The organism is Microbacterium marinum, assembly GCF_014204835.1.
GTDB lineage: Bacteria > Actinomycetota > Actinomycetes > Actinomycetales > Microbacteriaceae > Microbacterium > Microbacterium marinum.
The window spans coordinates 1,155,519-1,170,916 of the sequence record NZ_JACHMD010000001.1; the positions used below are offsets into that span (position 1 = coordinate 1,155,519).

General features: G+C 70.9%; 15 protein-coding genes. 11 read left to right on the forward strand and 4 right to left on the reverse strand.

Features of this window, described 5'->3' with window-relative positions; all coding sequences use genetic code 11:
• The first annotated feature begins 125 nt into the window (after window positions 1-125).
• The 3 genes from guaB1 to BKA24_RS05520 all read left to right on the forward strand — a co-directional run bounded on the left by guaB1 (window position 126) and on the right by BKA24_RS05520 (window position 4,143).
• A complete protein-coding gene (guaB1, locus tag BKA24_RS05510; RefSeq protein WP_184215954.1) occupies window positions 126-1,580 on the forward strand; it encodes a GMP reductase in 1,455 nt (484 codons plus the stop codon).
• Between the two features lie 185 nt (window positions 1,581-1,765).
• On the forward strand, window positions 1,766-3,094 hold the full coding sequence (locus tag BKA24_RS05515) for a hemolysin family protein (RefSeq protein WP_184215956.1): 1,329 nt from the start codon (window positions 1,766-1,768) through the stop codon (window positions 3,092-3,094).
• Window positions 3,091-4,143: a hemolysin family protein gene (locus BKA24_RS05520; protein WP_184215958.1), complete on the forward strand. Its 1,053-nt coding sequence runs from the start codon at window positions 3,091-3,093 to the stop codon at window positions 4,141-4,143. Before BKA24_RS05515 ends, BKA24_RS05520 begins: the two co-directional genes overlap by 4 nt.
• Window positions 4,144-4,207: 64 nt before the next feature.
• Here BKA24_RS05520 and BKA24_RS05525 read toward each other — a convergent pair whose 3' ends face one another.
• On the reverse strand, window positions 4,208-5,281 hold the full coding sequence (locus BKA24_RS05525; protein ID WP_184215961.1) for an NADH:flavin oxidoreductase/NADH oxidase: 1,074 nt from the start codon (window positions 5,279-5,281) through the stop codon (window positions 4,208-4,210).
• Between the two features lie 29 nt (window positions 5,282-5,310).
• Here BKA24_RS05525 and BKA24_RS05530 point away from each other — a divergent pair, with 29 nt between their 5' ends.
• The 6 genes from BKA24_RS05530 (at window position 5,311) to BKA24_RS05555 (ending at window position 10,945) form a co-directional block, all read left to right on the forward strand.
• Complete coding sequence (locus BKA24_RS05530; RefSeq protein ID WP_184215963.1) at window positions 5,311-6,123, forward strand: ADP-dependent NAD(P)H-hydrate dehydratase; 813 nt, start codon at window positions 5,311-5,313, stop codon at window positions 6,121-6,123.
• A gap of 34 nt (window positions 6,124-6,157) precedes the next feature.
• Window positions 6,158-7,369 (forward strand): glycosyltransferase 87 family protein, encoded by a 1,212-nt coding sequence (locus tag BKA24_RS05535; RefSeq protein WP_184215965.1) that lies wholly within the window; start codon window positions 6,158-6,160, stop codon window positions 7,367-7,369.
• A gap of 14 nt (window positions 7,370-7,383) precedes the next feature.
• Complete coding sequence (locus BKA24_RS05540; RefSeq protein ID WP_184215967.1) at window positions 7,384-7,725, forward strand: thiamine-binding protein; 342 nt, start codon at window positions 7,384-7,386, stop codon at window positions 7,723-7,725.
• Window positions 7,722-8,951: an MFS transporter gene (locus BKA24_RS05545; protein WP_184215969.1), complete on the forward strand. Its 1,230-nt coding sequence runs from the start codon at window positions 7,722-7,724 to the stop codon at window positions 8,949-8,951. The genes BKA24_RS05540 and BKA24_RS05545 overlap by 4 nt, the downstream gene beginning before the upstream one ends.
• Window positions 8,952-9,014: 63 nt before the next feature.
• The gene (locus tag BKA24_RS05550) at window positions 9,015-9,497 is read left to right on the forward strand and encodes an SRPBCC family protein (protein WP_184215971.1); all 483 of its coding nucleotides are present in this window, start codon (window positions 9,015-9,017) and stop codon (window positions 9,495-9,497) included.
• Window positions 9,494-10,945, forward strand: a complete 1,452-nt coding sequence (locus BKA24_RS05555; protein ID WP_184215973.1) for an FAD-dependent oxidoreductase — start codon at window positions 9,494-9,496, stop codon at window positions 10,943-10,945. The genes BKA24_RS05550 and BKA24_RS05555 overlap by 4 nt, the downstream gene beginning before the upstream one ends.
• Before the next feature lies 1 nt (window position 10,946).
• Here the strand turns inward: BKA24_RS05555 and metX are convergent, their stop codons facing one another.
• A complete protein-coding gene (gene metX / locus BKA24_RS05560; protein WP_184215975.1) occupies window positions 10,947-12,149 on the reverse strand; it encodes a homoserine O-acetyltransferase MetX in 1,203 nt (400 codons plus the stop codon).
• Between the two features lie 165 nt (window positions 12,150-12,314).
• On the opposite strand from metX, the gene BKA24_RS05565 reads away from it, so the two are divergent.
• Together BKA24_RS05565 and BKA24_RS05570 are read left to right on the forward strand one after the other, a co-directional pair.
• A complete protein-coding gene (locus BKA24_RS05565; RefSeq protein WP_184215977.1) occupies window positions 12,315-13,121 on the forward strand; it encodes a hypothetical protein in 807 nt (268 codons plus the stop codon).
• The gene (locus BKA24_RS05570; protein WP_343065948.1) at window positions 13,118-13,393 is read left to right on the forward strand and encodes a hypothetical protein; all 276 of its coding nucleotides are present in this window, start codon (window positions 13,118-13,120) and stop codon (window positions 13,391-13,393) included. The genes BKA24_RS05565 and BKA24_RS05570 overlap by 4 nt, the downstream gene beginning before the upstream one ends.
• Here BKA24_RS05570 and BKA24_RS05575 read toward each other — a convergent pair.
• Both BKA24_RS05575 and BKA24_RS05580 read right to left on the reverse strand, forming a co-directional pair.
• Window positions 13,390-13,836: a hypothetical protein gene (locus BKA24_RS05575; RefSeq protein ID WP_133400224.1), complete on the reverse strand. Its 447-nt coding sequence runs from the start codon at window positions 13,834-13,836 to the stop codon at window positions 13,390-13,392. The genes BKA24_RS05570 and BKA24_RS05575 overlap by 4 nt on opposite strands.
• 115 nt (window positions 13,837-13,951) lie before the next feature.
• Window positions 13,952-15,274, reverse strand: a complete 1,323-nt coding sequence (locus BKA24_RS05580; protein WP_184215979.1) for a bifunctional o-acetylhomoserine/o-acetylserine sulfhydrylase — start codon at window positions 15,272-15,274, stop codon at window positions 13,952-13,954.
• Window positions 15,275-15,398 lie beyond the last annotated feature (124 nt).

Here is a 15,398-nt window from a genome sequence, read left to right on the forward strand (position 1 = left end):
CACAGAGAACAAGGGTATCCCAGGTTGCGCGCCCGCCGACCGCTCGCGATCCCCCCGGAAGGCGGGGCGCGGGGCCGTCGCCGAGGATCGGCCCGCCACCGGGTCCGGTGGGTAGCGTGGACGTCATGCACTTCTCCGGCGAGCGTCCCACAGTCGATCTCACCTACTCGGACGTCTTCCTCGTTCCGCGGCGGTCGGGGGTCGCGAGCCGCCTCGACGTCGACCTGGCGCCGAGGGACGGCACGACCGCGACGCTGCCGCTCGTCGCGTCGAACATGAACTCGGTCACCGGGCCTCGGCTCGCGGCGGCGCTCGCCCGGCGCGGCGGCCTCGCCGTCCTGCCCCAGGACATGCCGCTGCAGGAGGTCGACCGGGCGATCCGCTGGGTGAAGGAGCAGCCGGTGGTCTGGGATTCGCCGCTCGTGCTGCCTCCCGACGCCCTCGTCTCCGACGCGGCCGCGCTCCTCCCGCCGGCATCCGGTCACGGGATCGTCGTCGCCGCAGGCGGTCCGCAGGTGCACGTCGACGACATCGTCGGGATCGTCTCCGCGGAACGGCTGGGAACGGCACTCCCCGACGCGCGGCTCGGGGACCTCGTGCGCAGCCGCGCGATCTCTATCGACGCCGACGACGTCCCGTCTCCGCGGGCGGCGTTCGACCTCCTCGTCGCGGCCGATGCCGATCTCGCCGCCGTCGTCCACCACGGCCATCTGGTCGGGACGATGTCGCAGCGCACCGCCCTTCGGGCGACGCTGTACCAGCCCGCGATCGACGGCGACGGCCGGCTCATCGTGGCGGCCGCCGTGGGGATCAACGGCGATGTCGGCGCGAAGGCCGAGGCGCTGGCGGCGGCCGGCGTTGACGTCCTCGTCGTGGACACCGCGCACGGCCACCAGGAGAGCATGCTCCGCGCACTCCGGACCGTGGCAGGCCTCGGCCTCGGTCTTCCCGTTGTGGCCGGCAACATCGTCACGGCGGAGGGAGTCGCCGATCTCGTCGACGCGGGCGCGACCATCCTGAAGGTCGGAGTCGGACCCGGCGCGATGTGCACCACCCGCATGATGACCGCGGTCGGCCGCCCGCAGTTCTCCGCGGTCCTCGAAACGGCGGAAGCCGCGCGGGCCGTGGGCGCCCACGTCTGGGCTGACGGCGGCGTCCGGTATCCGCGCGACGTCGCGCTCGCGCTCGCCGCCGGCGCGGCATCCGTGATGATCGGCTCCTGGTTCGCCGGAACGATCGAGGCGCCGGGTGAGCTCCGCGTCGATCCCGACGGGCGGGTGTACAAGGAGTCCTGGGGGATGGCATCCACCAAGGCCGTGCAGGGCCGATTCGGGCGGCTCGACGCGTACGAGCGGGCGCGGAAGGAACTGTTCGCCGAGGGCATCTCGTCCTCGCGGATCTACCTCGATCCGCTCCGGCCGAGCGTCGAGGACCTCGTCGACATGATCACTTCCGGCGTCCGCTCCTCCTTCACCTATGCGGGGGCTGCGACGGTGCCGGAATTCCACGAACGCGCGACGGTCGGCCTGCAGTCCGCCGCCGGGTACGAGGAAGGCAAGGCCCTCCCCGTCAGCTGGTGACCGGGAGCTCGCCGGGACGCGACGCGCAGAGGCGAGGTCGGGCACCGGTGCGCGGGGCGGTGATGCGGGTGGATGCCGCGCGCGTGCGGGCGCGCGTGCCGTAGAATCGTCCGCACAATGGACGACCCTCCCAGTAGACCTTCGCCCCACCGACCCTTCCCCCTGATGAACGGGGGTGACGTGTGATGGACTACGTCATGTTGGGCGTGGGGCTCCTCCTGACGATCGGCACCGGTCTGTTCGTGGCGAGTGAATTCGCGCTCGTCAACCTCGACCGAGCCGACCTCGAAGCGCGGCGCGCGGCCGGCGAGTCCCGCCTGTCGCTGACGATCAACGCGCTGCGGATCACGTCGACGCACCTCTCGAGCGCGCAGCTCGGCATCACGCTGACCACGCTCCTCACCGGTTACACGATGGAACCGGCGCTCTCGAACCTCCTCAGCCCCGTGCTCGCCGCGTGGGGGATTCCTGAAGAGGCGTCGCGACCGATCTCGACCGTGGTGGCGATGGTCGTCGCGACCGTGTTCTCGATGATCATCGGCGAGCTCGTCCCGAAGAACTTCGCCCTCGCCGTTCCGCGGCAGACGGCGAAGCTCGTCATGGGGTTCCAGACCGTCTTCACGACCGTCTTCCGGCCGGCGATCGTGCTGCTCAACGGCAGCGCGAACGGCGTTCTGCGCTCGATGGGCATCGAGCCCAAGGAGGAGCTGTCGGGCGCTCGAACCGCCGAAGAGCTCTCCAGCCTCGTCCGTCGATCCGCGAGCGCCGGCGTCCTCGAGGAGGACACCGCGTCGCTGCTGGATCGCACCCTCACGTTCTCGCGTCTCACGACGGCCGATGTCATGACTCCGCGGCCGAGCGTGCACGCCGTGGCATCCGATGACAGCGTCGAAGACGTCATCCAGCTGGCTCGGCGAACGGGCCACAGCCGCTTCCCGGTCTATGCCGAGTCGATGGACGACATCACCGGGATCGTGCACCTCAAGCAGGCCGTGTCCGTGCCGCGTGAGCGCCGCGCCGACGTTCCCGCTGCCGCCATCGCCGAGGAGCCGCTGCGCGTGCCCGAAGCGGTGCACCTCGACGGACTGATGTCGGAGCTGCGCTCCCGCGGGTACCAGATGGCGATCGTCGTCGACGAGTACGGCGGGACGGCCGGCGTGGTCACGCTCGAGGATCTCGTGGAGGAGATCGTCGGCGAGGTGCTCGACGAGCACGACCGCAGCCGCGCCGGCGTCGTCCGCGCTGCCGGGTCGATCATCTTCCCGGGTGACCTTCGCCCCGACGAGGTGCTTGACCGCACCGGCATCCGTGTGCCCGAAGGCGATGTCTACGACACCGTCGGCGGCTTCATCATGGCCACGCTCGAGCGCATCCCCGCCGTCGGCGACGAGATCCAGATCGAGGACGGCACGATCGCGGTGCAGCGCATGGACGGCCGTCGCGTCGACCGAGTGAAGTTCGTGCCCGTCCCCGTGCCGGCGGGTGCCGAGGTCGAAGGAGGTGATCGTCGATGAGCGATTGGGCCGGTATCGCCTGGTTGGTCGTCCTCCTGGTCGCCAACGCGTTCTTCGTCGGCGCCGAGTTCGCCGTCATCTCCGCGCGCCGATCGCAGATCGAGCCGCTCGCCGAGAAGGGGTCCCGCGCCGCCAAGACCGCGCTGTGGGCGATGGAGCACGCGACGCTCATGCTCGCAACCTGTCAGCTCGGCATCACGATCTGCTCGCTGCTGATCCTGAACGTGTCGGAGCCGGCGATCCACCACCTGCTCGCGGTGCCGCTCGAGTTCCTCGGCTGGCCGTACGCGGTCGTCGACGTCGTCGCGTTCGTGATCGCCCTGCTGCTCGTGTCGTACCTCCACGTGGTGTTCGGTGAGATGGTCCCCAAGAACCTCGCGTTCTCGGTGCCTGATCGCGCGGTGCTCCTGCTTGCGCCGCCGCTCGTGTGGGTCTCGCGGGTCTTCCACCCCGTGATCGTCGCGCTCAACTGGATCGCGAACCACATCGTCCGCCTGTTCCGCGTCGAGCCGAAGGACGAGGCCGCCTCGACCTTCACGCTCGACGAGGTCGCCACGATCGTGAATCAGTCCCGAATGGAGGGCGTGCTCGATGACGCCTCCGGCGCGGTCGCCGCGGTGGTCGAGTTCACCGACAAGAAGGCGGGCGACATCGCCGTCCCGCTCGGGGAGCTCGTGACGCTCCCCGAGACGACCACGCCCGACGAGATCGAGCGCGCCGTCGCGCGTCACGGATTCTCGCGGTACGTGATCGTCGACGAGGAGGGGATGCCGCTCGGCTACGTCCACCTGAAGGATGTCCTGCGCGCGGCGGAGGGCCCCGATTCGGAGGCGAACGTCGCCCGTCCGATCAAGCCGAAGCGCATCCACCACATGCTGCCGATCAGCGAGACCACCGACCTCGAGGACGCACTGGCGCTCATGCGACGCTCCAGCCGTCACCTCGCGCAGGTGCGCAACGCCGCCGGCGACACGACGGCGGTGCTGTTCCTGGAGGACATCATCGAGGAGCTCGTCGGAGAAGTGCACGACGCCACCCGGCGGTTCTGACCCCGCACGACGACGCCCGCCACCCGCGCGATGCGGGGGCGGGCGTCGTCGCGTACGCAGGGGATCAGTGGCGGCGTGCTCGCGCGTACTGCGCAGGCCAGAGCGAAGCGGCACCCGGCGCATTCAGCTCACCGGCTGCGCGGAGGCCGAAGTGCGGGTCGCGGAGCCACTCGCGGCCGATCATCACGGCATCCGCCAGACCGTCGCGCAGCACCTGCTCCGCCTGCGGGCCGTCGGTGATCTCTCCGACCGCGGTCGTGAGGAGCCCCGTCCCCTCGCGCACGGTGGCCGCGAAGGGGACCTGGTAGCCGGGGCCGGTGGTGATCTTCTGGTGAGCCACGAGCCCACCCGTCGAGATGTCGATGACGGCGGCGCCGCGCTCGGCGACCCACGCGGCGACGGTGGCCGTCTCCTCGACACCCCAGCCTCCCTCGGCCCAGTCGGTGGCCGAGAACCGGACCGCGATGACGCGGTCGGGCGCGGCGGCGCGCACGGCCTCGACGACGCGGAGGAGGAACCGCGCCCGGTTCTCGAGCGTCCCGCCGTACTCGTCGCTCCGCTGGTTGGACAGCGGCGAGAGGAACTCGTGGATCAGGTAGCCGTGGGCGCCGTGCACCTCCAGCACGTCGAAGCCGGCCTCGTCGGCGCGGCGCGCCGCCGCACCGAACGCGGCGACGAGGTCGTCGATGCGCGGGACGGTCAGTTCCGCCGGTTCCGCGTATCCATCGAAGGCGAGGGCGGACGGAGCCTCCGTGACCCACCCGCCGCGCTCGGCCGGCACGCTCCCGCGCTCGTCCAGGAGCGGGCTCCACGTCGACGCCTTCCGGCCGGCGTGCGCGAGCTGGATGCCGGCGGCGGCGCCACGGGCGTGGATCGCGGCGACGATCGGCTGCCACGCATCCCGCTGGGCGTCGTTCCAGATACCGGTGTCCTCGGGGGTGATCCGCCCCTCGGGGACGACCGCGCTGGCCTCGGCGATGACCAGTCCCGCCCCGCCCGAGGCGAACTGCGCGAGGTGCACGTGGTGCCAGTCGTTCGGGACTCCGTCCGTCGCGGTGTACTGGCACATCGGGGAGACCCAGAGGCGGTTCCGGACGGTGAGCCCGTCGAGGTCGAGGGGCGTGAACAGCAGGCTCATGCGGTACTCCGTCGCAGTAGGGTGGCGCCATGACAGGGCGCGGGTGGACCGGGGCGGACGTGGCCGCCGTGCTTCGGATGCCAACGGCATCAGATGACAAGTATTCCCGCGGTGTGGTCGGCATCCGAACCGGTTCCGATGCCTATCCGGGCGCCGCCGCCCTCGGTGTCGAGGCCGCGTGGCGCACCGGCGTCGGTATGGTCCGCTACGTCGGGCTCCGCCGGGCGGAGGATCTCGTCCTCGCACGCCGACCCGAGACGGTGACCGCCGCCGGGCGCGTCCAGGCGTGGGTGGTCGGCTCCGGGACCGACCCCGACGCGCGGACCGAGGCGGAGACCGCGGAACTCCGTGAGCTGCTGCAGGGCCCCGTTCCCGTCGTGGTGGATGCCGGTGCGCTGAGCCTCGCGATCGCGGCATCCGCTCCGCTGATCGTCACCCCGCACGGGCGCGAGCATGCCCGGCTGCGGTCGCTGCTCGGGCTGGACCCGGATGACGCCGATGCCGTCGTGGAGACCGCCGACGCGCTGGGCGGCGTGGTCGTCCGAAAGGGTGCCCGCACACTGGTCGCCGCCCCGGGTGGTGGCCTGATCGCCGTGGACGCGCCGACCTCGTGGCTGGCGACGGCGGGGACCGGCGACGTGCTGGCGGGGATCATCGGCGCCCTCGTCGCGACGGTCGACGCCGGCGATGCTGATGCCCTGCGCTCGGCGGCGGTGTCGGGCGTGTGGATCCACGGCGACGCGGCTCGCCGCGCGTCGATCGCCCGTGACGGTGGTCCGATCACCGCACTCGATGTCGCCGAGCACGTCCCGGCGGTGGTCGGGAGTCTCCTCGCGCGGTGAGATCCGGCACGGGGCGCCTCCGTAGGATGAGGGGGTGAGGAATCGGGCCGTGCTGTGGGTCGGGTTCGTGGTCGTCCACGTGATCGTCGCGACGCTCGGCTTCGTCCTGCCGAACGAGCCGATGGGTGATGTCTACAGGGTGTACGAGCCGTGGTCGACGGCCGCCTGGGAGGGTCGCGGTGTCGTCGGGATCACCGAGCACTGGGTCTACCCGCAGCTCGCTCTGCTGCCGATGCTCATCGCGCACGGCCCCGGCGTGCTCCTGGGCGATTACACCGTGGGATGGGCGGTGATGGTCACCGCCGTCGACGCCGTCGCCTTCGCCGTGCTCCTCGGGCGCGGCCACTCCCGGGGTCGGGTGATCGCAGCGGGGTTCTGGCTGATCGCGATCGTGTGCCTGGGGCCGGTGGGGATGTACCGCATCGACGGCGTGACCGTGCCGATCGCGATCCTCGCGCTGCTGTGGCTCGTGGGGCGACCGTGGCTCGCCTCGCTGCTGCTGGCGGCGGCGACCTGGATGAAGGTGTGGCCTGCGGCTCTCCTGGCTGCGGCACTCGTCGCGCTCCGGCGTCGCAGCGCGGTGGTCGGGGGAGCAGTGCTCGTCAGTGCCGCGGTCCTGGCATCCGTCCTCGTCGCGGGTGGACCTGAGCACGCGCTCGGCTTCGTCTCGGGGCAGACCGGCCGTGGCCTGCAGGTCGAGGCGCCGATCAGCGGCGTGTTCCTGTGGGGTGCGCTTCTCGGCGTCGACGGCTTCTGGGTCTACTACGACCAGGAGCTCCTGACGTTCCAGGTGACCGGCACACAGGTCGACGTCGTGATCGGTGCGATGACGCCGATCCTCGCGCTCGCCGCGGTCGGCATCGCGGCCCTCGGTGCGGTGAAAGCCCGACGCGGAGCCCGATTCGTCCAGCTGTTCCCGGTGATGGCGTTGTCGCTGGTGACGGCGCTCATCGTCTTCAACAAGGTCGGGTCCCCGCAGTTCCAGACCTGGCTGTTCCCGGTGATCGTCCTCGGGCTGGCGATCGATCGCCGTCGGTGGTGGATGCCGGCGCTCGTCGTGCTGGCCGCCGCGGCCCTCACCCAGCTGGTCTACCCGGTGCTGTACATGGGGATCCTCTCCCCTGAGCCGCTCGCGGTCACCGTCCTCACGGTGCGCAACCTCCTGCTCGTGGCACTGTTGGTGTGGATGGTCGTCCGTCTGGCGCGCGTGCCCGTCCCGCCACGGCTCCTCGATCCCGTCCCCTGAATCCGGAGGTCCTCATGCTCATCGCCTTCTCCGTCGCCCCGTCCGGGACCGGCCGCACCGACGGCTCCGTGCACGACGCCGTCGCCGCGGCGGTGTCCGTCGTCCGCTCGTCGGGTCTGCCGCATCGCACCTCGTCGATGTTCACGGAGATCGAGGGGGAGTGGGACGAGGTCATGGCCGTCGTGAAGGCGGCGGTGGATGCCGTGCAGCCGTTCGGCTCGAGGGTGTCCCTCGTCCTCAAGGCGGACATCCGCCCGGGTCGCTCCGGCGAGATCGACGGCAAGCTCGAGCGCCTGGAGGCGGCGATCGAATCGATTCGTCCCGCAGTGGGCGACGGGAGTACGATCTCGGAGTGACGACGACCTCCCCCTCCCGACGCACCACAACCGGAGCGCTCCTCGCGCTCGCCATCGGCAGCTTCGGGATCGGGATGACGGAATTCGTCGTCATGGGGCTGCTGCCCGAGATCTCGCGAGAGCTCCTCCCGACGGTCTGGGCCGCGAGCCAGGAGGATGCCATCGCGCAGGCGGGCTGGCTCATCACGCTGTACGCCCTCGGCGTCGTGATCGGGGCACCGACGATCGCCGGGTCCGTCGCGAGGTTTCCGCGCCACCGCGTGATGGTGCTGCTGGCGCTCGCGCTGACCGTCTTCAACGCACTGACCCTCATCCTGCCGACGTTCGAGCTCGTCGCGGCATCCCGCCTTCTCGCGGGCCTGCCCCACGGTGCGTATTTCGGGATCGGCGCGCTCGTCGCCGCGGAGGTCATGGGACCGGGCAACCGCGCGAAGGGCGTCGCCTTCGTCCTCACCGGACTGACCGTCGCGAACGTCGTCGGTGTCCCGCTCGGGACCTTCCTGGGCCAGAATCTGGGCTGGCGGTGGGCCTTCCTGCTCGTCGTGGTCATCTTCGCCCTCGCCACCGCGGCGATCGCGCTCACCGTCCCTCACCGGGCGGGCGAGCCTGCACGGACGCTGCGGGCCGAGCTCGGGGTCTTCCGCGTCGGGCAGGTCTGGTTCGCCCTGGGCATCGGCGCCGTCGGCTTCGGCGGATTCTTCGCCGTGTACACGTACGTGGCCACCCTCGTCACCGAAGCGGCGGGCGCGCCCGCGTGGAGCGTTCCCCTCGTCCTCATCATCCTCGGCGTCGGCATGACGGTCGGGAACCTCGTGGGCGGTCACCTCGCCGACCGAGACCTCACTCGGGCCCTGTTCGGGCTGATGGGTGGACTCATCCTGTCGCAGCTGCTCCTCGCGCTGACGGCCGGATGGATCGTGAGTCTCGTGTTCTTCGTGTTCGCCGTCGGGTTCACGTCGTCGGCGGTGAGCCCCACCATCCAGACGCGGCTCATGGACGTCGCCGGCGACAACCAGTCCATCGCCGCGGCGCTCAATCACTCCGCGCTGAACATGGGCAACGCGCTCGGCGCAGCCCTGGGCGGTGCCGTGATCGCGGCGGGGCTCGGGTACACGGCCCCGGTGTGGGTCGGGCTCGTCCTCGCGCTCGGCGGGCTCGGCATCGCTGCGGTCAGCTTCAGCCTCGAGCGGCGACGCGCCTCCCGGCCCGAACTCGCCCGGGTCTGACACGTCCTCCGGCGCCGCGCAAGCCCATCCCGGCCCGGGCCTGCCGCTGGTTAGCCTGGCACCATGTCCCGGAACACGCGCCTGCTGGCCTGCACACCCGACGACGTCTTCCGCGTCCTCGCGGACGGATGGCTCTTCCCCTCCTGGGTCGTCGGAGCGTCGCGGATGCGTGATGTCGCCGAGGAGTGGCCCGCCCCCGGGTCTCGGCTCCATCACTCGTTCGGGGTGTGGCCGGTGCTCATCGACGACGCGACGGAGGTCGTCGTCTACGACCCCCCGCGCCGACTGGTGCTGACGGCGAAGGGGTGGCCCCTCGGGGAGGCCCGCGTCGACATCCAGGTGAAGCCGCACCCGGAGGGCTGTCTCGTCCGGATCCAGGAGGAGGCCGTCGCCGGCCCCGGGAGCCTCGTCCCACGCCCCGTGATGGATGTCGCGCTGCAGCTGCGCAACGCGGAGACACTCCACCGCCTGGCGTACCTCGCCGAAGGGATGGCGTCTCGCCCGACAGAGGAGACCACCGCCGAAGCAGAGGACGCCGACGCGTGAGCCGACGTGATGCCGTCGTCGTCGGCTCGGGCCCGAACGGTCTGGCCGCCGCCGTCACCCTCGCGCGGGCGGGGCTGGCGGTCACCCTCATCGAGAAGGCTGATCATCTCGGCGGCGGGGCGAGCACGGCCGAACTGACCCTCCCCGGCTACCGCCACGACGTCTGCTCGGCCGTGCACCCACTCGCGTTCGAATCGAGGTTCTTCCAGGAGTTCGGACTCGCGCGGCGCGTGGAATTCGCCGTTCCCGACGCGTCGTTCGCGCAGCCGCTGGATGACGGGCCCGCCGCGATCGCCTACCGCGATCTGGAGCGCACCGGCGACACCCTGCGGGGTGACGGCGACGCGTACGCGCGGCTCCTGCGCCCGTTGGTCGATCGGCACAGCGAGGTCGCGGAGTTCACGGGGCATCCTCTGCTGCGGCTGCCGCGGCATCCGTCCGCGGCCGCCTGGTTCGCCGCCCGCGCGGCAGAGCAGGGGAGTGCGCTGTGGAACACGCGGTTCACGGGCGATGCTGCACCGGCACTGCTGACCGGTGTCGCCGCACACACGATCCTCCCGCTGCCGAGCCTCGCCGCAGCCGGCGCGGGGCTCGCCCTTTCGACCTACGGTCACGCGCTCGGGTGGCCGATCCCGATCGGCGGGAGCCAGGGCATCGTCGATGCGCTGGTCGACGACTTCCGCGCCCACGGCGGCGAGATCGAGACCGGGCGAGAGGTCACCTCGCTCGCGGAGCTGCCTCCAGCACGCGCCGTCCTGCTCGACGTCGTCCCGAGTGCGCTGCTGCGGATCGCCGGCGACCGGCTTCCCTCCGCGTATCGCGGCGCGCTCGAGCGGTTCCGGTACGGCGGGGCCGTCGCGAAGGTCGACTTCGCTCTGAGTGCGCCCGTCCCGTGGCGCGACCCGGCGGTGGGGGAGGCGGGAACCGTCCACGTCGGTGGCACGCGCGCCGAGATCGCGGCATCCGAGAACCTCATCTCCCGAGGCGGACTGCCCGAACGGCCCTACGTGCTTGTGGCACAGCCCTCGCTGTTCGATCGGACGCGTGCTCCCGCCGGCGCGCACACGCTCTGGGCGTACACGCACGTTCCGGCGGGGAGCGGAGCCGATCGCGCCGACGCCGTCATCTCGCAGATCGAGCGGTTCGCGCCCGGGTTCCGCGACGTGATCGTCGCGACGCGCTCCCGCACGGCGATCGAGGTCGCCGACGAGAACCCGAACTACCCCGGCGGCGACATCGCCGCGGGCTCACCGGGGCTGTGGCAGCTGCTGAAGCGCCCCGTCGTCTCCTCCGACCCGTGGCGGACGCCGGCCGGCGGGATCTACCTGTGCTCGGCGTCGACGAGCCCGGGGCCGGGTGTGCACGGACTGGCGGGGTGGTACGCGGCTCGGAGTGCGCTCCGCCACGAGTTCGGCACCACGATCTCGCCCGACCTCTCGCCCCGCTGAGTCAGGACGCGAGCAGCCGGCGCAGGTGAGCGCCCACGGCGGCGGTCTCGATGAGGAATCCGTCGTGGCCGAAGTCGCTGGAGAGCACGACGGCCCCGTCATCGATCGTCGTCGGGATGCCGCGGAAGATGCGATGCTGCCCGTCGACCGGGAACAGGCGGTCACTGTCCACCCCGAGCACCAGCGTGCGCGCACGCACCCGGGCGAGCGCCTCCTCGACGCCGCCGCGCCCGCGCCCGACATCGTGGGAGTTCATGGCCTCGACCAGGGTGATGTAGCTGTTGGCGTCGAACCGGCGGGTGAACCGGTTGCCGTGGAAGTCGAGATAGCTCTCGACCGCATACCGCCCGCCCTCGCCGAACGGGCTCTTGTCGGACTGCCACGAGCGCTGGAATCGCTGGTTAAGCTCGGTCGGGGTGCGGTAGTTCAGCAGGGCCATGCGGCGGGCGAGCGCCAACCCGCGGTGGGGACCGTCGCCGTCGGCGGCGTCGTAGTACTCGCCGCCCGCGAAACGCGGGTCGACCTGGATCGCGGCGAGCTGCACGGAGTTCAGGGCCACCTGGTCGGCCGTCGTCGTGGGTGGGGAGCACAGCACCGCGAGTCGCTCGACGCGCTCGGGATGCCCGACGCCCCACTCGAGGGCGTGCATGCCGCCCATGGAACCGCCCACCACGGCCGCCCAGACGTCGATGCCGAGCGCATCCGCGAGCATCGCCTGCGCCGCGACCTGGTCGCGGATCGTCAGAAACGGGAACCGCGAAGCCCACTCGTAGCCGTCGGGCGCGATGCTCGACGGGCCGGTCGAGCCCTGGCATCCGCCCAGCATGTTCGGGGCCACCACGAACCAGCGGTCGGTGTCGATCGCGGCGCCCGGGCCGACGACGTCGCCCCACCAGCCGTCCGTGGCGTGCCCGGGGCCGGCATCGCCGCGCACGTGGCTGTCGCCGGTCAACGCGTGGAGGACGAGCACGGCGTTGTCGCGCGCGGGGGAGAGCTCGCCCCAGGTCTCGTACGCGAGGCGGATGCCGGGCAGGCTCGCCCCACTCTCGGTGGTGAACGACCCGAAGGCGGCGAAGCGGCGATCGCCGATCGGGTCGCCGTCACGCCACGCACCGGTGGCGGGGGGACGCCCGAGGAGAAGTCGCGCGTCGGCCTCGGTCACCGGTGCCGAGGGCACCGTGTCTTCCGAGGTCTGCCAGTCCATACGACCATTCTCCCGGCCGATGGGGAGGGTCAGCGCAGTGTTACGGGGGGCACGGACACCTTCGAAAGTTTCCGCCGAAAGGCGGGCGCGGGACCTTCGGACCCGTCGTTAGCGTCGGGGAGATCACCATTCTGTGACCTGATCGCTCCACCGGAAGAGACCCTGATGATACGTTCCTGGCGCCGCACCGCCTCCCTCACGATGGTTACAGCGCTCCTGGCGTCGACCATCGTGGCATTCCCCTCCATCGCATCGGCGGACGACGAGGTCGACGCGGCCTCGATCGCCGTCGCTGCGCAATCACTGGCGAATCTGGATGAGTCACTGCTCCTTGCTGCATCCGATGGAGCCGGGACCGGGACGGTGCAGACCAGCCAGGGCACTATCGGTGTCCCGTCGCGGTTGACGGACGGGGTGTCTATACACTCTCCCGGGCGGTCGCCCTTGACGATCGATCTCCCCGAGGCGGACGCGGCGGGCGATGCCGTCCTCCTCCAGGGTGGGGCGGTGACCTACCCGGGTGAGTCCCTGACCAATTCTGTGATCGTCGGTGACGCGGGTGTGCAGATGCTGACGACGATCACTTCCGCCGACGCGCCGGAGCATCTCGAGTACGACGTCGACCTCGGCGTCGGCGAGTCGTTGCGATCGACCGAGGACGGCGCCGCGGTCGTCGCCGCTGACGACACTGTCCTCGCCGTGGTCGCGGATGCCTGGGCACTCGACGCGGACGGCGACCCTGTCGCGACGCACTACGAGATCGAGGGCTCCACGCTCATCCAGGTCGTCGATCACCGCGCGGCGGGGGTCGCCTACCCGGTGGTGGCGGATCCGATCTGGATCGCTCCGTGGGTGTTCAAGTGCCTCCTGGGCCTCGGGCTCAAAGGGCCGCAGATCACGCAGGCCTTCGCCACCGGCACGATCTGGGGTGGCCTCGGCGCGGCCGTGCTCGCCTGCGCACTGGGCAAGTGATCGCCGTGCAACCTGAGGAGCTGGCACGGAGGATCGCGAAGGTCGATTCTCAGATCGCGGCGCACCCGCTGTCCAGCGAACGCGTTACGCAGGCGCATGCCGTCATCGAGGCGCACGGGGGCACGGACGACTCCGATGCGATCTCGCGCGAGTTGGCCTCTCGAGGGCTCCCGAGTCTGGTGGAGCTCGGCCGTATCCAGGCGCGGAGCTCGTTCAGCTGGTGGCGGCTCCACCGCAAGCGGCGAGCACTGCTCCGTCGCGCGGATCGCTAGGCGACCCGCGCGCGGCGGACCGAGGAGACGATCGAGTCCAGCACAGCGTTCGACTGACGCAGCAGCGGGCGGGACGCGGCATCCTCGACCAGACGGTCCATGAGCAGCTGGGTCCTCGACACGATGGGATGCCAGTAACCGCCGGGGTGGTGCCGGTCCAGATCCAGGCGCAGTGACCCGTGGTCCGTCGTGAGCACGGCGGTGCCGGGCGCCAGGTCGAGGTCCGGGTCGGTCTGCGTGATCATGACCAGGACGGAACTCCACAGGCCCGAGAACGCGCCGGGGAACGGGAACCGTGTGGTCCTCAGGTCCAGGGTGGCACCCCGGATCTCGGTCCAGTCGACCTGCTGCGTCACGGCGGGTCCATCTCGGTGACTGATGGTGTCCACGCCGAGGACGAGGTGACGCCGACCGGGATCGCCGATCGCGAGCCCGTCAGGCACAGCGTGAAGAGGTCCGTAGCGTTTCATCGTCTTCCCTCGAGCGTATCGGGCCGGACGCACGACACCCCGCCGCGGGCGGACCCGGGCGGGGTGTCGGTCTCCTGAGGAGGGGAGGTCAGGCGCGGGCGGCCTCCGAGAGGCGGCGCGCGGCGGCGAGGGCCTGGTCGAGGTCGGCCTTCAGGTCGTCGATGTTCTCGAGGCCGACCGACAGACGGACGAGGCCCGGCGTGACGCCCGAGGTGAGCTGCTGCTCCGGCGTCAGCTGCGAGTGCGTCGTGGATGCCGGGTGGATCACGAGCGAGCGCACATCGCCGATGTTGGCGAGGTGGCTGAACAGGGTCAGCGAGTTGACGAACTCGCGGCCGGCCTCGACGCCGCCCTTGAGCTCGAACGACAGCACCGCGCCGACGCCCTTCGGCGCATAGCGGTTCGCCGCCGCGTACCAGGGCGAGGTGGGCAGGCCCGAGTAGTTCACGGAGGCGACGTCGGGGTGGTTCTCCAGCCACTCGGCGATCTCCTGCGCGTTCTGCACGTGACGCTCGATGCGCAGCGAGAGGGTCTCGACGCCCTGGATGAGGTTCCACGCGCTCTGCGGGGAGATGGCCGAACCCAGGTCGCGCAGCAGCTGCACGCGCGCCTTGATGATGTACGCGAGGGCGTCGCCGACGGCCGCGGTGTAGACCGCGCCGTGGTACGACTCGTCGGGGGTGGTCAGGCCCGGGAAGCGGTCGGAGTGCTCCGACCACGGGAAGGTGCCGCCGTCGATGATGGCGCCGCCGATGGTCGTGCCGTGGCCGCCGAGGAACTTCGTCACCGAGTGGACGATGATGTCGGCGCCGTGCTCGAACGGGCGGATGAGATACGGGGTCGCGATCGTGTTGTCGACGATGAGCGGCACGCCCGCCTCGTGGGCGATGTCGGCGACCGTGCGGATGTCGAGCACGTTGATCTGCGGGTTGCCGATCGTCTCGGCGAAGAACAGCTTCGTGTTCGGCCGGACGGCGCGGCGCCACTCTTCGGGGTCATCCTGGTTCTCGACGAACGTCGTCTCGATGCCGAGCTTGGCGAGCGTGTACTTGAACAGGTTGTAGGTGCCGCCGTAGATCGAGCTGGACGAGACGATGTGGTCGCCGGCTTGCGCGATGTTGAGGACCGCGAACGTCTCTGCCGCCTGACCGGATGCCACGAGGAGGGCGCCGGTGCCCCCTTCGAGCCCCGCGAGGCGCTGCTCGAGCACGTCCTGGGTGGGGTTCTGGATGCGGGTGTAGATGTTGCCGAACTCGGCCAGCGCGAACAGATTCGCGGCGTGGTCGGCATTGTCGAACACGTACGACGTCGTCTGGTAGATCGGGGTGGCGCGGGCCTTCGTGACCGGGTCCGGAGCGGCACCGGTGTGGATCTGCTTGGTCTCGAAGCGCCAGTTCTCGGGTGCGGACATGACGGGCTCCCTACGGTCGGGTGGGGTGGGGTGCGACGGATGCCGCGACTGCTCCGACGTTACGAGGCGGCGGCATCCTGGACAACGACGCGGACACGTGACGTAACGTGCGGGGACGGCCGGG